The 17,603-nt window shown below is 70.1% G+C and carries 22 protein-coding genes; 11 read left to right on the top strand and 11 right to left on the bottom strand.

Features of this window, described 5'->3' with window-relative positions:
• The first annotated feature begins 64 nt into the window (after positions 1–64).
• Positions 65–1,324, top strand: coding sequence for a serine/threonine-protein kinase (locus QSK35_RS29010; RefSeq protein WP_285750718.1), 1,260 nt, complete (start codon positions 65–67; stop codon positions 1,322–1,324).
• 82 nt (positions 1,325–1,406) lie between these two features.
• Here the strand turns inward: QSK35_RS29010 and QSK35_RS29015 are convergent, their stop codons facing one another.
• The 6 genes from QSK35_RS29015 to QSK35_RS29040 all read right to left on the bottom strand — a co-directional run bounded on the left by QSK35_RS29015 (position 1,407) and on the right by QSK35_RS29040 (position 6,548).
• A complete protein-coding gene (locus tag QSK35_RS29015) occupies positions 1,407–2,057 on the bottom strand; it encodes an HAD family hydrolase (protein WP_285750719.1) in 651 nt (216 codons plus the stop codon).
• A gap of 24 nt (positions 2,058–2,081) precedes the next feature.
• A complete protein-coding gene (locus QSK35_RS29020) occupies positions 2,082–3,380 on the bottom strand; it encodes a wax ester/triacylglycerol synthase family O-acyltransferase (protein ID WP_285750720.1) in 1,299 nt (432 codons plus the stop codon).
• A gap of 61 nt (positions 3,381–3,441) precedes the next feature.
• Positions 3,442–4,356, bottom strand: coding sequence for an anti-sigma factor RsbA family regulatory protein (locus QSK35_RS29025; RefSeq protein ID WP_285750721.1), 915 nt, complete (start codon positions 4,354–4,356; stop codon positions 3,442–3,444).
• A 121-nt stretch (positions 4,357–4,477) separates the two neighbouring features.
• Positions 4,478–5,314 carry a hypothetical protein gene (locus QSK35_RS29030; protein ID WP_285750722.1) on the bottom strand — a complete coding sequence of 279 codons (837 nt, stop codon included), beginning with the start codon at positions 5,312–5,314 and terminating at the stop codon, positions 4,478–4,480.
• Between the two features lie 181 nt (positions 5,315–5,495).
• Positions 5,496–6,032 carry a dienelactone hydrolase family protein gene (locus QSK35_RS29035; protein WP_285750879.1) on the bottom strand — a complete coding sequence of 179 codons (537 nt, stop codon included), beginning with the start codon at positions 6,030–6,032 and terminating at the stop codon, positions 5,496–5,498.
• Positions 6,033–6,065: 33 nt separating this feature from the next.
• Complete coding sequence (locus QSK35_RS29040) at positions 6,066–6,548, bottom strand: MarR family winged helix-turn-helix transcriptional regulator (RefSeq protein ID WP_285750723.1); 483 nt, start codon at positions 6,546–6,548, stop codon at positions 6,066–6,068.
• A gap of 184 nt (positions 6,549–6,732) precedes the next feature.
• On the opposite strand from QSK35_RS29040, the gene QSK35_RS29045 reads away from it, so the two are divergent.
• From QSK35_RS29045 to QSK35_RS29075, 7 genes are read left to right on the top strand one after another with little or no spacing between them, the layout of a single operon-like run.
• On the top strand, positions 6,733–7,524 hold the full coding sequence (locus QSK35_RS29045) for a CoA transferase subunit A (RefSeq protein WP_285750724.1): 792 nt from the start codon (positions 6,733–6,735) through the stop codon (positions 7,522–7,524).
• 4 nt (positions 7,525–7,528) lie between these two features.
• Entirely contained in the window at positions 7,529–8,194 is a 666-nt protein-coding gene (locus QSK35_RS29050) for a CoA-transferase subunit beta (RefSeq protein WP_285750880.1), read from the top strand.
• A gap of 11 nt (positions 8,195–8,205) precedes the next feature.
• A complete protein-coding gene (gene pcaH / locus QSK35_RS29055) occupies positions 8,206–8,919 on the top strand; it encodes a protocatechuate 3,4-dioxygenase subunit beta (protein WP_285750725.1) in 714 nt (237 codons plus the stop codon).
• On the top strand, positions 8,912–9,454 hold the full coding sequence (pcaG, locus tag QSK35_RS29060) for a protocatechuate 3,4-dioxygenase subunit alpha (RefSeq protein WP_285750726.1): 543 nt from the start codon (positions 8,912–8,914) through the stop codon (positions 9,452–9,454). The genes pcaH and pcaG overlap by 8 nt, the downstream gene beginning before the upstream one ends.
• Positions 9,455–9,469: 15 nt before the next feature.
• On the top strand, positions 9,470–10,216 hold the full coding sequence (gene pcaD, locus QSK35_RS29065; RefSeq protein ID WP_285750727.1) for a 3-oxoadipate enol-lactonase: 747 nt from the start codon (positions 9,470–9,472) through the stop codon (positions 10,214–10,216).
• 4 nt (positions 10,217–10,220) lie between these two features.
• Complete coding sequence (gene pcaC / locus QSK35_RS29070; protein ID WP_502881732.1) at positions 10,221–10,553, top strand: 4-carboxymuconolactone decarboxylase; 333 nt, start codon at positions 10,221–10,223, stop codon at positions 10,551–10,553.
• On the top strand, positions 10,553–11,305 hold the full coding sequence (locus QSK35_RS29075; protein WP_285750729.1) for an IclR family transcriptional regulator domain-containing protein: 753 nt from the start codon (positions 10,553–10,555) through the stop codon (positions 11,303–11,305). Before pcaC ends, QSK35_RS29075 begins: the two co-directional genes overlap by 1 nt.
• Here the strand turns inward: QSK35_RS29075 and QSK35_RS29080 are convergent, their stop codons facing one another.
• Entirely contained in the window at positions 11,306–11,857 is a 552-nt protein-coding gene (locus QSK35_RS29080; RefSeq protein ID WP_285750730.1) for an MOSC domain-containing protein, read from the bottom strand.
• 4 nt (positions 11,858–11,861) lie between these two features.
• Positions 11,862–12,002 (bottom strand): hypothetical protein, encoded by a 141-nt coding sequence (locus QSK35_RS29085; RefSeq protein WP_285750731.1) that lies wholly within the window; start codon positions 12,000–12,002, stop codon positions 11,862–11,864.
• A 177-nt stretch (positions 12,003–12,179) separates the two neighbouring features.
• Here QSK35_RS29085 and QSK35_RS29090 point away from each other — a divergent pair, with 177 nt between their 5' ends.
• The 3 genes from QSK35_RS29090 (at position 12,180) to QSK35_RS29100 (ending at position 15,564) form a co-directional block, all read left to right on the top strand.
• Positions 12,180–13,175 carry a LacI family DNA-binding transcriptional regulator gene (locus QSK35_RS29090; RefSeq protein ID WP_285750732.1) on the top strand — a complete coding sequence of 332 codons (996 nt, stop codon included), beginning with the start codon at positions 12,180–12,182 and terminating at the stop codon, positions 13,173–13,175.
• Between the two features lie 63 nt (positions 13,176–13,238).
• Entirely contained in the window at positions 13,239–14,594 is a 1,356-nt protein-coding gene (locus QSK35_RS29095; RefSeq protein WP_285750733.1) for a GH1 family beta-glucosidase, read from the top strand.
• Between the two features lie 10 nt (positions 14,595–14,604).
• Positions 14,605–15,564 carry a glycosyltransferase gene (locus QSK35_RS29100; RefSeq protein ID WP_285750734.1) on the top strand — a complete coding sequence of 320 codons (960 nt, stop codon included), beginning with the start codon at positions 14,605–14,607 and terminating at the stop codon, positions 15,562–15,564.
• Here the strand turns inward: QSK35_RS29100 and QSK35_RS29105 are convergent.
• The 3 genes from QSK35_RS29105 to QSK35_RS29120 all read right to left on the bottom strand — a co-directional run bounded on the left by QSK35_RS29105 (position 15,555) and on the right by QSK35_RS29120 (position 17,563).
• Positions 15,555–16,397: an MFS transporter gene (locus QSK35_RS29105; RefSeq protein ID WP_352244160.1), complete on the bottom strand. Its 843-nt coding sequence runs from the start codon at positions 16,395–16,397 to the stop codon at positions 15,555–15,557. The genes QSK35_RS29100 and QSK35_RS29105 overlap by 10 nt on opposite strands.
• Positions 16,398–16,460: 63 nt before the next feature.
• Positions 16,461–16,790 (bottom strand): hypothetical protein, encoded by a 330-nt coding sequence (locus QSK35_RS29110; RefSeq protein ID WP_285750735.1) that lies wholly within the window; start codon positions 16,788–16,790, stop codon positions 16,461–16,463.
• A 230-nt stretch (positions 16,791–17,020) separates the two neighbouring features.
• Positions 17,021–17,563 (bottom strand): DinB family protein, encoded by a 543-nt coding sequence (locus QSK35_RS29120; RefSeq protein WP_285750736.1) that lies wholly within the window; start codon positions 17,561–17,563, stop codon positions 17,021–17,023.
• Positions 17,564–17,603 lie beyond the last annotated feature (40 nt).

Here is a 17,603-nt window from a genome sequence, read left to right on the forward strand (position 1 = left end):
ACTGCACTGGGTGACCGCTAGGTTGCCCCCTGAAGTCGGGGAACAAGTCGGAGGCCCAAGCGGGATGATCGAGCCGTGGGACGGGGACCTGACCGGGCAGGTGATCGCCGGTCGGTACGTGGTCGGCACCGTCATCGGCACGGGCGGCATGGCAGAGGTCTACCGGGCCTATGACCGGGAGTTGTCACGGTCCGTCGCGATCAAGGTCTTCGACGGGTCCGCACAGCCCGACGACGTCGTGCGGCTCGAGCGCGAGGCCCGCATGCTCAGCACGCTGCACTGCCGCGGCGTGGTCACCGTGTACGACTTCGGCGCCCACAACCGGCGGCCGTACTACGTGATGCAGGAGGTCACCGGCGGCACGCTGCGCCAGCGGATGGCCGACCCGCTGCCGCCGGCCTTCGTGGCACGCGTGGGCGGGCAGATCGCGCAGATCCTCGGGTACGTGCACGAGGTCGGCGTCGTGCACCGGGACATCAAGCCGTCGAACATCCTGATCGACGACACCGAGAAGCAGGCCTACCTGGCCGACTTCGGGCTGGCGCTGCAGGCGCACGTCACCCGTGTGACGAAATCCGGGATCCTGGTCGGCACGGCCGGCTACCTCGCGCCGGAGCAGGTGAAGGGCTCGACGGTCGGTCCGAAGGCGGACGTGTACGCGCTCGGCCTGGTGCTGCTCGAGTGCCTCACCGGGCGGCCCGAGTACCCCGGTGGCGACGCGGAGGCGGCGCTCGCCCGGCTGTCCCGGTTGCCGCGGATTCCGGCGGGGCTGCCGAAGGAGTGGTCGTCGCTCCTGAAGTCGATGACCGAGCTCGACCCGGCCAAGCGGCCGTCGGCGTTGATGTGCGCCTCGGCGTTGCTCGCGGCGCAGGAGGCCAGTCGCGGGCTGCCCGCGTTGCTGCCGGAACCCGAAGAGTCCCTTGTGGACGAGCCGCTTCCCCGGCGGCGGGTGCGCAAGGTCGGTTACGCGGTGGCCGCCGCGGCGGCCGCGGTCACGGCGCTCACCGTCATCGTGACGAACCTCGGTGGCTCGGCGCCGCCCGCGAACGGGAACTCCGAGTCCACGTCGAAGGAGCCCTCGGCTTCGCAGATCACCGAGACCGTGTCGGTGACCGTGAACGGCACCGCGTCGACGGTGACCGTCGTGCGGTCCGGCGACGCGCCCGCGCAGGGGAGCCAGCCGAGCTCGGGGTCGGGTTCGGGGGACGCCCCGCCGAACGTCACGGAGACCAGTCACGGCAACCCGCCGGCGAGCGACCCGACCACGGCCGAGCCGACGACGAAGCGGACGACGGGCAAGCCCTCCAACCCCGGCAAGCCTTAGCTCGCGCGGGATGCTATGAGGGGACCCTTCATGGCGGTCAGCGCTTGTAAAGCTCCCCTCATAGCGCCCCCGCCGGTAAGCCTCAGGCGGGTTCGGCGAACGGCAGGTCCGCCAGGTCGGCGCGCAGGTCGTCGAGCGTCTCGTAGACGGCGGAGGCGCCGCGATCGGTGAGCTCGGCCCGGGAGAATCCGCCGGTGAGCAGCCCGATGGACGGCAGGCCGGCGTGTGTGGCCGCCTCGCAGTCCCAGACGGAATCACCGATCACCACGGCCCGCGTGGCCGACGCCTTCCGGAGCGCCACGTGGATCAGGTCGGGGTCGGGCTTGCTGTCCTCCACGTCGTCGGCGCTCGTCCACAGCACGTCGCGCGCGTCGAGGACCTCCAGGTAGTGCTCCACGTGCTGCTTCTTGCCCGAGCTGGCGAGCACCACGGAGTGCTGCTCCAAAGCCGCCGTGATCAGCCGGTGCGCGCCTTCGAGGGGCTGGATGTCGGCGAGGAACTCGTCGAACTCGTCCATCCACGCCTGGCGCACGTCGTCGCCGATCTCCCGCTCGGTCACGTCACCCGCGACGGCCGCGACCAGCTTGTCGCCGCCCATGCCGATGGCGCGGTGGATGCGCCACGCGGGCACGGTGCGGTCGAATCGGCGGAACGCCCGCGTCCACGCCACCGTGTGGTGGTAGTTCGTGTCCACCAGCGTGCCGTCCACGTCGAGGATGACCGTGGTCGTCATGTCACTTCGTGTGCCCGGCAGGCCTCACGTGTAAACAGCGGCCACCGGCGCGGGCTGCAGCGCGGCCAGCTCACGGCGCAGCACGCCGTCCAGCCAGTGCGTGTCGGACATCCACGCCTGGTTGGTGTGCAGGCAGAAGTGCACGGCGCTGCGGTACGTCGACAGCGCGATGCCCACGGCGTGGCCGGGGGCCACCGGCGCGACCGGGTAGAGCTCGCACAGCTCGGCCCCGTCCAGGGTCAGCGGCACCGACGGCAGCGGCACGGACGTCACGAGCGTGTCGAACAGCAGGGGCGCGCAGCGGGCGGCGACCGGCGCGGCCAGGCGGTGCAGGATCGGCGGCACGCGGTCGGCCAGCAGTGGCAGCGCGCCGGGGCCGCGGTCGGGGCCCTGCTGCTTGTTGCGGTCCATCTGGTCGCGGATGATCCGCAGGCGCTGCAACGGATCCGTCTCACCGACCGGCAGCTCGCACAGGAAGCCGGAGATCTGGTTGCCCGCGTTGCCGTTGCCGGAACGGCCGCGCTGGTTGACCGGGATCAACGCGCGGACCACGGCACCGGGACGCGCGCTGTCGTGGGCCAGCAGCCAGTGCCGCAGCGCGCCGGTCACCAGGGCGAGCAGCACGTCGTTGACGGTGCCGCCGTACTCGCGGCGGACCCGGTGCACGTCCGTGAGATCCATGCGGGCGGTCACGACGCGGCGCGGGCGTGACGACGAGGTGAGCACCGGGGAGCTCAGCGCCGGCGGGCGCGTGTTGAGGAACACCGACGACGCGATGTCGAACGTGTCCTTCACGCCGCGCACCATGTCCTCCAGATTGGGGAACGACCGGGCGGGCGGGGGAGCGTCCGGAATGGACAGCCGGGACTCGTCGAACAGCCGCAGCCCGAGCCCGACGGCCTTCATGCCGTCGCACAGCGAGTGGTGCAGCTTCGCGACGACGGCGTACCGGCCGCCGGGCAGGCCGGTGACGACGTGCAGCTCCCACGGCGGCCGGTCGAGGTCGAGCGGCTGCGCCATCAGGTGTGACACCAGCGTGTTGAACCGGTCGCGGCCGCGCACGTGGTGCGTGAACACGTGATCCTCCGGCGCGAACGCCGGATCCTCGACCCAGCGCGCGCCACCGGGCGGCAGCCACGACATGCGGGCGCGCTGGCGCATGCGGGGGATCTCCAGCACGCGTTCGCAGAGCACGGCGGCGATGCGGCTGGGGTGGACCGGCTGCCGGGGTGCGAACGTCGCCACGGCACCGAGGTGCAGCGGGTTGCTGTCGCCTTCCATGGCGAGGAAGGCGACGTCGAGGGGGCTCAGGTGGTCTGTCATAGGCGGTCCAGGAGACCAGAGCCGTGTGACATCCGCATGGCGATGAAATGACGGCCACACCCTATCGGGACAAGTACACCCGAACGGTGGTCCCCGTGTGACTCATGTGAGTGCGAACCAGGTCACACAACAGGTTCACCATGACCATCCCGAACGCGTCGAGCCCGGTCAGCGTCGTCGATATCGGCGTCCGCGACGAGTCGGTGACCTCGCACACGACCGTCGCGTCGTCGCGCCACATCCGCAGCACGCCGTGACCGGTGGCGTGCAGGATGCTGTTGGTCGCGAGCTCGTTGACCGCCAGCACGAGATCTTCGACCTGTGGCCGGCGCAGCCCGGACTCGCCCGCGAACGTCTCCACTAGCTTGCGCGTGTACCAGAGGTTGCCGACCGAGAACCCGTGCAGCTCGGCCTCACCGGGCGCGGGCGGCAGCGGCAGGTTGAACTCCTCGGCCAGCTGTTCGGGTCTCGTGTAGCGGCAGCTCGGCCGGCGGACGCGGTCCTCGACGACGATCGGGTGTGTGCGCTCGGCGTCATGCAGCATGAACGGCTCCAGCCCGCGCGCGTCGTACGGGCAGAGGATCGTGCCGTGCCGCCCGGCGAACGCCGAGTTGATCATCGCCTCGTGCTGCACGCACGCCGGGTACTCCAGTTCCGTGCGGCCGGGCCAGATCGGCTCGCCGATGATGCGCACCGGCGCCGTGGGCGCGGACGCGCTGAACGCCAGCAGGACGCCGGGCAGGATGCGGCCGGGGTTGCGGCCCGCCTCGTGCATGTCGAGGAAGCTGACGCGGTCCGACCGGCGGCCGAGCTCGTCGCGCAACAGCGCGATGCCGGATTCGGGAACGGCGACGAGGACCGCCTCGCCCGCGTCGACCGCGGCGGATACGAACGGCGCGGTGCCGGCGAGGAAGTCGTCCTCGTCCCGGTACAGCAGCGCCTCGTGCACGAAGGGGTCGGAGGTCTGGATCGTCATGGGGTCCCTGGGCGGTCCGGCGACGCTCGGTCCCCGTCATTCTGCTCCCCGTAACGGCGTTTCGGTGTGGGCCACCCGAGCCGGTGACCCACACCCCAGACGCCGATGGGATCTGCGGACGTCAGTACTTGAAGGTGTAGTCGGGGGCGCCCGCGCTCAGCGCGTTGCGCAGTTGCCATTCGCGGCCGCTCTGGTTGCGGACGATGCCGACGCTGTCGACGCCGTCACCGTCCCAGTCGCCGGTCAGCGTGCAGTCGGTCTTGCCGTCGCCGAAGGTGAAGCTCTTGCCGGGAGAACCAGCGGAGGCCTTGTCGCGCAGGATCCAGTCCATCCCGGTGCCGCGGTGCGACGTCCCGATGCCGTCGCCGCTCTTGCCGTCCCAGTCACCGACCTCGGCCCGGTCGCCCTTGGCGCCGAAGGAGAAGATCGTCGTCGGGGCACCAGCGTTCGCGCTGTTGCGCAGCGACCACTCGATCTTGTTTCCGGACAGGTGCCAGGCGCCGATGCTGTCGCCGTTCTTGCCGTCCCAGTCGCCCACGACCGGCAGGTCGATGTCGGAGCCGTAGCTGAACGACGCGTCCGGCGCGCCCGCGCTCAACGTGTTGCGCAGCTGCCACTGCAGCTTCTTGTTGGCCCACCTCGCCACGGCGATGCCGTCGCCGTTCTTGCCGTCCCAGTCGCCGACGAGCGGCATGTCGCCCTTGGCGCCGAACTTGAAGTGGAAGTCGGTGGCGCCGGAGCCGGGATCGTTGCGCAGGAACCACTCCAGCCCGTCCGCTGTGTCGTCGACGACGCCGATGCCGTCGCCGCCGTTACCGTCCCAGTCACCCGAGATCACCCACTGGTTGCCGAACCTGCAGAGCCCGGCCGAGGCCGGGGTGACGTCGGAGGCCGACGCCGGGACGGGCACCGCCAGCCCGGCCACGGCGACCGCCAGCGACAGCAACAACCTGTGCATCACTTGCTTCCCTTCGTGTTCGCCCCCTTCGGGAAGCATCAGAGCGCACCGCGGACGTCTTGTTTCGATCACTGGCCCTTGGATACGGACCATCACGCTTACGGCGCAGGGTGCGTTGGGCCGGTCGCGGGCACGATCCGGGGCATCCGGGGTGCGGACACGTTTCCACGCGTCCGGCGCGCTACACCTCAAGCCAGTCGCGGGCACGCTTCCACGCGTTCGCCGCGTCGGCCGGGCGGTGGGCGGGCCGTTCCGGATCGTGGACGAACCCGTGCTCGGCCTCGTAGTAGCGCACGACGGTCACGCCGCGCCGGTCGAGCGTGACGATGTCCGCCGGCCGGATCAGCGGGTCGCGCATGCCGACGAGCGCGAGCACGCGATGCCCGTTGCCGTTCAGCGCCGCCACCGCCTCGGGGCTCACCGGGCCGTAGAACGACACCAGGCGGTCGAACCGCCCGTCCGCCGCGGCTAGGTAGGTCCGATCCCGGCCGAACCCGACTACGAGCTGACGTGCGCAGCCCACCGCGTCCGCGGCCTGCTCGATCGACGTCAAGGACTCGTCCGCCGGCGCGCACACGGTCACGTTCCACTCGGCGGCGATCCGCGCGCATAGTTCGTCGAACAGCGGTCGCAGCGCGGACTCGCCCGTCAGCAGCACGAGGCCGGCGACGGGCTCAGCCGGCCGCTCGAGGACGGCATCAGTCCCCGACGGGAGCACGATTCTCAAGGGACTTCCTCCGTGGTCGCGCTCTCATGAGATCAGATCCCGTCGTTTGAGGTCAACTGACAGGCCTGTCGCGGAGGGTGACTCACCCGCCTCGACCACCCGCCGCAGGATGCGCACGAGGTCCCGCCGGTCGCCCTCGGTGAGGCAACCGACGAGCCGTTCGGTCATCCGCGGCGCGGCCTGCGAGATCTCCGCGAAGATCCGGCGTCCCTCGTCGGTCAGCGTGATCAGGTAGCGCCGCCGGTCTTCGGGGGACTTGGTGCGGGCGAGGTAACCGCGGGCGTCGAGGCGGTAGACGACGTCGGCCACGGTGGACGTGTCCAGCGACGTCTGGCGGGCGAGGGTGTTCTGGTCGATGGCCGGGTTGGCCGCGATCGCGCTCAGCACCGCGAACTGCGTGGGCGTGATGTCCGGCGAGACCATGCTCGTCCACAGCTGGTGGTGGACCTGTTGCGCGCGCCGGATCAGATGTCCGGGCTGCCGGTCCATGTCCACGGCTACCTCCACCTGGGAACGGAGAGCTCCCCGGAATTAGTACGTGTACTGAAGAACATACCTTGGGGTCGCGGGTGTCAACCGTAAGGTTTCTATCGATTCACCATGTGCAGCCAGTTTTGATTGACCGGTCAATGCGAATCGGCGTACGTTCGAAATACGAATTCGTGTTCGCATAGCGAACGGAGGCCGCTGGATGGCCGTCATCACGTCGCTGGCCGAGGCGGTCGCGGAGGTGGTGCGCGACGGGGACACCGTCGCGTTCGAGGGCTTCACGCACCTCATCCCGTTCGCCGCGGGGCACGAGGTGATCCGGCAGCGCCGCCGTGAGCTGACGCTCGTGCGGATGACACCTGACGTCCTCTACGACCAGCTGATCGGCGCCGGGTGCGCGCGCAGGCTGGTGTTCTCGTGGGGCGGCAACCCCGGCGTCGGGTCGCTGCACCGGTTCCGCGCCGCGGTGCAGGACGGCACGCTGGAGATCGAGGAGTACTCGCACGCCGCGATGGCGAATCGGTACGTGGCCGCCGCGTCGGGCCTGCCGTTCGCCGTGCTGCGCGGGGCGCCGGGCACCGACCTGCCGTCCGTGACGCCGTCGATCAGGCCGATCACGTGTCCGTTCACCGGTGAGGTGCTCACCGCGGTGCCCGCGCTGCGGCTCGACTCTGCGGTCGTGCACGCACAGCGCGCCGATCGCGCGGGGAACGTGCAGCTGTGGGGCATCACGGGTGTGCAGAAGGAGGCCGTGCTGGCCGCGGCACGGTCGCTGGTCACCGTCGAGGAGGTCGTCGAGGAGCTCATGCCGATGCCGGGCGCGGTCGTGCTGCCGTCGTGGGTCGTCGACCGCGTGGCGCACGTGCCGGGCGGGGCGCATCCGTCCTACGCGGACGGCTATTCGGTGCGGGACAACGACTTCTACCAGCGGTGGGACGCGATCAGCCGGGACCGCTCGGCCTTCGAGGGGTGGCTGCGTGACCTACACCGCTGACGAGATGATGACCGTCGCCGCCGCGCGGACGCTGGCCGACGGCGCGGTGTGCTTCGTCGGCATCGGCATTCCCAGCACCGCGGCCAACCTCGCGCGCCGCACCCACGCGCCCGGCCTGGTGCTGATCTACGAGTCCGGGTGCATCGGGTCGAAGCCGTCGACCCTGCCACTGTCCATTGGGGACGGTGAGCTCGCTTCGACCGCGGATGCCGTGGTGTCCGTGCCGGAGATCTTCAACTACTGGCTGCAGCCGGGGCGCGTGGACGTAGGGTTCCTCGGTGCCGCGCAGCTCGACCGCCGGGGCAACATCAACACGACCGTGATCGGGCCCTACTCCGCACCGAAGGTGCGCCTGCCCGGAGCCGGGGGAGCACCGGAGATCGCGTCCTGTTGCCGGTCGGTGATCGTGGTGGTGCGCCAGTCACTGAAGACCTTTGTGGACGGTCTGGACTTCGTCACCTCCGCGGCCGCCCCGCGCATGGTGATCACCGACCTCGGGGTGCTCGAACCGGATGACACCGGGGAACTGGTGCTGACCTCGTTGCATCCCGGGGTGTCCGCCGACGACGCCCGCGCCGCCACCGGGTGGCCGCTCGCCGTCTCGCCATCGTTGTCCGTCACGTCGCCGCCGTCCGCCGCCGAACTCGCCGTGCTCCGTTCCCTTCGCTGAGGAGATCTGTCTTGGAGCTACCGACCTACCGGCGCGACCCGGAGTCGCAACCACCGGTGCACTGGCCCGACTACGTCTCGAACCCCGGCCGCGCCCCGAAACGGCCGCTCGTGCTGATCCCGCAACGGCTTACCGAGGTCACCGGCCCGCTGCTGGGCGCGGAACGGGTCGGCCCGCACGACAACGACCTGACCATCCAGCATCCCGGCGAACCGCTCGGGCAGCGGATCATCGTCACCGGGCGCGTGCTGGACGGTGACGGGCGGCCGGTCCCGGACACCCTCGTGGAGGTCTGGCAGGCCAACGCCTCCGGCCGCTACCACCACGCGGGCGACCGGCACCCCGCGCCGCTGGACCCGAACTTCTCCGGCGTCGGCCGCTGCATGACCGACGCGGCCGGGCGGTACTCGTTCACCACGATCCAGCCGGGCGCGTACCCGTGGCGCAACCACCACAACGCGTGGCGGCCGGCGCACATCCACTTCTCGTTGTTCGGCACGGCTTTCACGCAACGGCTGATCACCCAGATGTACTTCCCCGGCGACCCGTTGTTCGGTCAGGACCCGATCTTCAACTCGGTCCGCGACCCGCGCGCCCGCGAGTCGATGATCGCGACGTTCGACCTGTCCGCGACCGTGCCCGAGTGGGCACTGGCGTACAGCTGGGACATCGTGCTGCGCGGCAAGAACCCCACGCCGGTGGAAGAGGAGGACGACGATGACTGAATCCCTGGTGACGACCTCGTCCCAGACGGTCGGGCCGTTCTTCGCGATCGGCCTGCCGTGGGAGGACGGGCCGTTCGTCGTCGCGCCGGACACCCCCGGCGCGATCCGGATCGTCGGGCGCGTGCTCGACGGCGCCGGTGATCCCGTGCCGGACGCGTTGATCGAGACGTGGCAGGCAGACCCGGACGGGCGGTTCGACCACCCCGACGACCCGCGCGGCGCGGTCGCGTCGGGGTTTCGCGGGTTCGGGCGCTGTCCCACGGATGTCAACGGGCGCTTCGAGTTCGTGACACTCAAACCCGGCGCGCTGCCTGGACAGGCGCCGCACATCGCCGTGTCGGTGTTCTGCCGCGGCATCCTCGTGCGGCTGGTCACCCGGATCTACTTCCCCGAGGACAACCTCGACGACGACCCCGTGCTCGCAGTGGTGGAGCCCGCGTTGCGGCAGACGCTGGTCGCGTCGGCCGCGCCGTACGGGTACCGGTTCGACATCGTGCTGCAGGGGCCCGACGAGACGGTGTTCTTCGATGTGTGAGCACCGGGAGGTGTCGTGATCCCGCATTTCGAGCTGTCCGGCCCCGAGGACGCGCCGGTGCTCGTGCTCGGCAACTCGCTGGGCACCACGACGAGGCTGTGGGACGGGTTCGGCCTGCCGTTGCGCATCCTGCGCTACGACCACCGCGGGCACGGCGGCAGCGCGGCTCCGCCGGGGCCGTACACGCTGGCCGACCTCGCCGGCGACGTGGTGGAGCTGCTGGACCACCTGGGGCTGCGCCGCGTCGAGTACTGCGGCGTGTCGCTCGGCGGCATGGTCGGCATGTGGCTGGCCGCGTACACCGACCGGATCTCCCGGCTCGCCCTGGTGTGCACGACGGCGTGGTTCGAGGACAAGGCGTTGTGGGACAAGCGGATCCTCGACGTGCGGGCGGGCGGCCTGGAACGCATCGCGGACGCCGTCGTGGGCCGCTGGTTCACGCCGCACTTCGACGCGATGCGGGTGCGGTCGTTCCACGACATGTTGCTGTCGACCGATCCTTTTGCGTACGCCGCGTGTTGCGAGGCGATCCGCGACATGGACCTGCGGCCGGCGTTGCCCCGCATCACCGCGCCGACCGCGGTGATCGCGGCGGCGCAGGACCACGCCACGCCTCCGGAGCACCTGCGGGCCATCAGCGAGGCGATCCGCGACTCGTCGCTCTACATCGTGGGCGACGCGGCGCATCTCGCGAACGTCGAGGCGCATTCGGCCGTCGAGGTCATCCTGGACGAGCACCTCGGGGGCGGCAATGGCGGGTGACGGGATGAGAGTGCGCCGCGAGGTGCTGGGCGACGCCCACGTCGACGCGGCGCAGGGCGACGAGTTCACGCGCGACTTCCAGGAGCTGATCACCCGCTACGCGTGGGGTGAGATCTGGTCGCGGCCGGGGCTGGACCGCAAGGTGCGCAGCTGCATCACCATCGCGATGCTCGCGACCCTGCACCACGAGGAGGAGCTCGAGATGCACCTGCGGGCGGCGTTGCGGATCGGCCTGACCCGGGACGAGATCAAGGAAGTGCTGTTGCAGGTGGCGATCTACGCGGGTGTGCCGACTGCGAACCGGGCGTTCCGGATCGCCCGGGAGGTGCTGGAGTGATGACGGAGTTCGTGCAGTCCCTCGACCGCGGCCTGGCGGTGATCAAGGCGTTCTCCGCGGAACACCCGGCACTCACGTTGAGCGACGTCGCCCGTATCACCGGGCTCACCCGCGCCGCGGCCCGGCGTTTCCTGCACACCCTCGTCGAGCTCGGCTACGTGCGCTTCGACGGCAAGCTGTTCTCCCTGCGGCCGCGGGTACTGGAGCTCGGCTACGCCTACCTCAGCTCGCTGAGCCTGCCCGAGGTCGCGCAGCCGCACATGGAGAAGCTCGTCGCCTCCGTGCAGGAGTCGTGCTCGATGTCCGTGCTGGACGGTGAGGACGTCGTCTATGTCGCGCGCGTGCCCACCAAGCGGATCATGACCGTGTCCATCAACGTCGGCACCCGGTTTCCGGCCTATGCCACGGCGATGGGACGGGTGTTGCTGGCGGCGCAGCCCGCCGCGTGGCTCTCGTCGTACCTGTCGTCCGTGCGGCTGCGGCCGTTGACCCGCAACACCATCATCGACCCGGTGGTGCTGGGGGAGACGCTGTCGCAGGTTCGCGCCCAGGGGTGGGCGCTGGTGGACCAGGAGCTGGAGGAGGGCCTGCGGTCGGTCGCCGTGCCCATCCGGTCGTCGGCGGGCGAGGTCGTGGCGGCGTTGAACGTGTCCGCGCACGCCAACCGTGGCAACGCGACCACCGTGGTCGAGGATCTGCTGCCCGAGTTGCGCGACACCGCGCGGTTGATCGAGGAGGACCTGCGTTCCTGATCACACGGGTTGCAGTGGCGCGTGCGGCTCGGCGGGCAGCTCGACCCGGATCTCGTCGCCCGGCCGCACGTCGCCGCCGGTGCGCACGACCGCCATGATCCCGGCCCTGCGCACCACGTTGCCGTCGGTGTCCTTGCCGAGCACCTGCTTGAGCAACCCGGTCCGGTAGTCGTCGATCTGCTTGCACGGGTTGCGCAGGCCGGTCACCTCGACCACCGCCGCGTCGCCGATGTGCAGCAGGGTGCCGGTCGGCAGCCCGAGCAGGTCGAGCCCGCGGGTGGTGATGTTCTCGCCGATCGCACCGGGCGTCACGTCGAACCCGGCCGCGCGCAGCTCGTCGTGCAGCTCCGCGTGGATCAGGTGCACCTGACGCAGGTTCGCCTGCGAGGGATCGCGGGCGACCCTGGACCGGTGTTTGACCGTGACGCCCTGGTGCACGTCGCCCTCGACACCGAGTCCCGCCAGCAGGCGGATGCTGTCGCGCACGGGCTTGGTGAACGAGTACTCCTCATTGCGGCTGACCGCTGTGACATGTGCTGTGACAACCCCCATGGGGTCATTCAACCACCACGCGGGTCTCGTCCAGCTCCTCCCAGGTAACGTCGCCGGACAGGACATCGAAGATCGTCAGTTCGGTTTCCATGTGCGGCTTCACGACGCCGGGCCGCGTCTCGTTCGGAATCTCGTTTGGGTTCACTCGATCGGCGCTGGTTTCACTCCTGTGGCGCAATCTGTGAAAACGCTCCCACGGTGAATCGTGAAATCGCTCCCACGAACCTCTTGACCGGTCATGTGGCGCGGCGGTTAACTCCAGATACCTCTTCCGTAACCGGTTTCGGTACCGGTTCCGGGAGGCCGTCGGAGGGAGTTCGGCATGCGTGTCACGATCGCTGAGGTCGCCCAACGCGCCCAGGTGTCCAAGGCGACCGTGTCACGCGTGCTGAACGGAAAACCCGATGTCGACTCGACGACGGCCCAGCGCGTGCGGAAGGTGATCGACGAGATCGGGTACGTGCCGAGCGCGCGAGCGGTCGGGCTCGCTCGGGGGCGAACCCGCACGGTCGCGATGCTCGCGCCGTCGCTGACCTGGCCGTGGATGGGCGAGGTGCTGCAGGGGGTCGTCGACACGCTCGAAGCCGATGGGTACGGGCTGTTGCTCTACACCGTCAACCGCGGGCCGGAGTCGCTCAACCAGTTCGCGAACCACGTCTCCGCGAACGCCTTCGACGGGCTGCTGGTGATCGAGCCGCCGGACACGTTGCACTACATCTCCACGCTCTACCGGGCGGGCCTGCCCGTCGTGATGATCGACGATCGCGGCCTGCACCCGGAGTTCCCGTCGGTGGCGACGACGAATCGGCAGGGAGGCGCCGATGCCGCACGGCACCTCGTCGCCCGTGGCCGGACCAGGTTCGCCGTCGTCACCGGCCCGCTGCACTTCGGCTGCACGCAGGCCAGGCTCGACGGGTTCCGCGAGGTGCTGTCGTCCGCCGGGTTCCCCCTGCACCCGGACCTGGTGGTGGAGGCCGACTTCACCACGACCGGCGGCGCGGTCGCGGTCGAGAAGCTGATCAACAGCGGCCTGGAGTTCGACGCGGTGTTCGCGCACAACGACCTGTCCGCGGTCGGGGTCATGCGCGCACTGAAGGACGCGGGCCGGACCGTGCCGCAGGACGTGGCCGTCGTCGGGTTCGACGACGTGCCGATCGCCGCGCACAGCGAGCCCCGCCTGACCACGATCCGTCAGCCGCTGCAGGAGATGGGCGGGGCCGCCGCGCGCACGCTGATCTCCACCCTGGAAGGCCGGCCGCTGCCGGAGCACCCGATCGTGCTGCCGACGTCGCTGGTAGTGCGCGAGTCCGCACCCTGATCTGTGCCTGTTCGTAGGGCCGTCTGTTCTGGGCGGTCGGTTTGTCGTGCCATGAGGAGCAATATGACGATCGTCGGGCAGGAAGCCGCGTCGGCGGACGTGACCGCCGGGTTGCCGGCCGACTTCTGCTGGGGTGTGGCGACATCGGCGTACCAGATCGAGGGCGCGGTCGACGCGGACGGCCGCACACAGTCCATTTGGGACACTTTCTGCCGCGTGCCCGGCGCGGTCTTCAACAGCGAGAACGGCGACGTGGCGTGCGACCACTACCACCGGATGCCCGCGGACGTGTCGATGATCGCGGGACTGGGCGTCGACGCCTACCGCTTCTCGGTGTCGTGGCCGCGCGTGCAGCCCGGTGGCCGAGGCCCGCTCAACCGGCGCGGCGCCGACTTCTACTCGCGGCTGGTCGACGAGCTGCTGTCGGCCGGTGTCCAGCCGTGGATCACCCTGTACCACTGGGACCTGCCGCAGGAGCTGGAGGACTCGGGCGGCTGGCCGGCGCGTGACACCGCCTACCGGTTCGCCGAGTACGCCTCGCTCGTGCACTCCGTGCTGGGCGACCGCGTGCCGACGTGGACGACGCTCAACGAGCCGTGGTGCTCCGCGATGCTCGGCTACCACCAGGGCGTGCACGCGCCGGGCCGGCGGGACTTCGGTGACGCGATGAAGGCAGTGCACCACCTGCTGCTGGGGCACGGCCTGGCCGCGCAGGCGTTGCGTTCTCTGGGTGTGGGGGAGTTGGGCATCACGCTGAACATGGGCTGTGCCACGCCGTTCTCCTCGTCGGCGGCGGACATCGACGCCGCGCGGCGGGCCGATGGGCTGGGGACGCGGATCTACCTGGATCCGTTGGTGCACGGGCGTTATCCGGCTGATGTGTTGGAGGACATCGGTGTTTCTCTGCCGGTTGCCGAGGGCGACCTCGAGATCATCTCGACGCCGCTGGACGTGCTGGGCGTCAACTACTACTCGTCGCTGACGTTCCGCGGCGGCGACGACCCGGCCTCCCCGGTCGTCGTGCCGCAGTCGTTGCCGGTGACCGCGATGGGCTGGGAGATCGTGCCGTCCGGCCTGACCGACCTGCTCGTCCGCCTGCACAACGACTACGGCCTGCCCATGGTGATCACCGAGAATGGTGCCGCTTTCGACGACGTCGCTGGTTCTGACGGCTTCGTCGCGGACGCCGATCGGGTCTCCTACATCGCGTCCCACATCGAAGCGGTCGGCAAGGCGTGCTCGCTCGGCGCGGACGTGCGCGGGTACTTCGCGTGGTCGTTGATGGACAACTTCGAATGGGCCTACGGCTACGCCAAGCGGTTCGGCATCGTGCGGGTCGACTACGAGACGCAGGAACGCGTGCTCAAGCAGAGCGCGCACTGGTACCGCGACACGATCCATCAGCACCGGGGCTTGTAGGTTCTTCCGTATGCGCGTGCTGTTCGCCAGCCTGGCGTCGGCCGGCCACACCTACCCGATGATCCCGCTGGCGGTCGCCGCCAGGGACGCGGGCCACGAGGTGCACTGGGCGGCCGGCGAGCACGTGCACTCCGACCTGTCTGTTCTGGGAGTACGTCCGTTCCGCCCGGCCGACTCGTTCTACGAGATCTACGCCGAGGACCTCGCCCCGGACCTGGAGCGGCTGCGCCCTGACCTGGTCGTGCACGGGTGGGGTGTGCCGGGCGCGGCTGCTGCGGCGCGGGCCGCGGGCATCCCTGGTTTGTGGCACGGGTTCGGCCGGATGTTCCCGCCGGACATCGGGCTTTCCCGGCCCGACTTCGGCTCCCCACACGTCGACATCTGCCCGATCTCCTTGCAGGACAAGGAGTTTCTGTCTTCTGCTTCGCGCATCGCCCTGCGTCCGGTCCCGTTCCGGCCGGGTGCGTGGGAACGGCCCGCCGGCATGTTGATCTACGTGACGTTCGGGACGGCCTTCGGGACCGCGTCGCTGCTGTCGATGGTGATCCCGGCGGTCGCGCGGCTCGCTTCGCAGGTCGTGGTCGCCACCGGGCGGGTGCCCGTCGCTTCGCTCGGCCCGCTGCCCTCGAACGTCACCGCTCATTCCTGGGTGCCTCAGGCCGCCGTCGTGCCGCACGCCAGCGTGGTCGTGCACCACGGGGGCAGCGGTACGACGCTCGGCGCGCTCGCGGCTGGGGTGCCGCAGCTCGTGTTGCCGCAGGGTGCTGATCAGTTCGCCAACGCGGCGGCCGTGGTGGCGGCTGGGGTCGGGTTGGCTCCTGCGGTCATCAGTGGTGAGGCGATCGGCGATGACACGTTGACTCTGCTCGCTTCCCGGTCCTACCGGGAGGCGGCGCGGGCGCTGGCGGCGGAGATCGCGCTGATGCCGTCGCCGGCGTCGGTGGCGCGCCGGCTGGGCTCCTACGCCTGAAGGCGTGTTTTGGGCAGGGCTGGGGTGGCCGCCGCGATCCAGGCGACGGCCGCGACGCACATCAGCCCGCCGCTCACCAGGGCGGTGGCGCCCGAGCCGATCCCGGCGACGAGGCCAGCCCGCAGGTTGCCCAGGTCGGGCCCGGCCTGTCCGACGATCTGCTCGGCGGCACTGACCCGGCCCAGCAGTGCGTCGGGCGTGAGCAGCTGCACGACCGTGCTGCGCGACACGACCGCGACCGTGTCGGCGGCGCCCGCGATCACGAGAAAGGCCAGCCCCAGCCATGGGTTCGTGGAGACGCCGAACAACACGAGCGCCAGTCCCCACGTGGCCGAGCCGCACAGCATGACGAGGCCGGGGCGGGAGAGCCGCGTGAACGTGCCGGAGAGGAACGAGGCCGCGACACCACCGACGGCGATCGCGGACATGAACAGGCCGAGCGTGCTCGGGTCACCGCCGAACCGCTCAGCGTTGATCAACGGGAACAGGCTGATCGGCATCGACAGGACAGTGGTCGCCAGATCCGCCAGCAGCACACCGCGTACCGGCGGCGTGCAGGCCATGAAGCGGAGCCCGTCGAGCACGCCGTGCAGGCCGGGGCGCGAGGGTTCGTTCACCTCCTGCGGTGGCAGGCGGTACGCGGCGTGGAGGACGAGCGCGAACGTGACCGCGTCGAGCAGGTAGCAGGTGCCGACACCGGCCCAGCTCGCCACCAGGCCGCCGAGCGCGGGGCCGGCGAGCATCGCCGCCTGGTTCGAGATCCGGGTCAGCGCGAGGCCCGCCGCCAGCTGGGAGCCGGGTCGGCCTGCCGATCTGTCGGTCCCAGGTTCGATCTACCGGTGCCGGCCCGTCCGCCTGTGCTGAGGCACGCTGCCCCCGCGCGCTTCCAAATTCGCTCAAGCGTACCGCCGGGGTCTGACAATTCCGCGGCTCCGCCCCAGGTCGGCACCAGCCTGTGGATAACTTTCCGGCCGGGTTCGGTCCGGGCGGAAGCGGTCGGTCCGGTCGATCACCGGGCCCAGGATCAGGCCGCACGCGATCAGCGGGACGGCCTGGGCCAGGCCGACTGCGCCGGTCCAGATCGTGCTGGACGTCGACTGCCAGACCTGGAAGAGGACGGCCACCAGCGTCATCTGGCTGCCGAACACCGAGAACGTCCGCCCCACCCAAAGCCGCCGGAACTCCCGTACGCGCAGGGGAGTCACGTCGATCAGCGCGTTCTTCACGCCGGAAACTCTAACAGTGCTGTTATAAACGGGTGGCACCGTCGATACGGCGCGGGAGCGATACGACGCTTGGAGCGCTTGCGGCCGGGGTGCCGCAGCTAGGTTTTGCCCCAGGGGTTGATCAGTTCGCCAATGCTTGGGAGGCGGCGCGGGAGCTGGCGGCGGAGATCACGTTGATGCCGTCGCCGGCGGCGGTGGCGCGCCGGCTGGGCACCTACGCCTGAGAGCCGTCACAAGCCCGTGGCGCCGTCGATGCGTTCCCGCAGCAGGTCCGCGTGCCCGTTGTGCCGCGCGTACTCGGCGATCATGTGCAGCATGATCCGGCGCAGCGACACCGGCTCGTTCGTGCGCTGGATGACGCCGGTGTCATCGAGCGAAGCCCCGGCCACGATCTCCCGCGACCGGGCCGTCCGCCGCCGCCATTCCTCCCAAGCGACGCCAACGTCACCGTCAAGCCGTTCGAAATCCTGGTCGGGATCATCATCGGAATAGTTGATCAGCGGCTCGGAGGAACCGGAGAACTGCGTGCTGAACCACCACTGCTCCGCCCCCGCCAGATGACGCAGCAGGCCGTGCAGCGACAGCCCCGACGGCGGCACGGACCGCAAGGACATCTGCGCCTGCTCGAGCCCCCGGCACTTCAGTTCGAACGTGTGGCGCTGGAAGTCGAGGAGCGCGACCAGCAGCTCGCGCTCCTCGCCGACGTACGGGACGGGCGTGCGGGTGTCGTCCGTGATCTTCGGGGCGTAGTTCTCGGCTGGGATGTGCACCATGCGTCGAGCATGGCAGTGGGGTCTGACAAAAGCGGTAGGT

The sequence above is a fragment of the Lentzea sp. NBRC 105346 genome (assembly GCF_030269605.1).
In the GTDB taxonomy this organism is placed as follows: Bacteria; Actinomycetota; Actinomycetes; order Mycobacteriales; family Pseudonocardiaceae; genus Lentzea.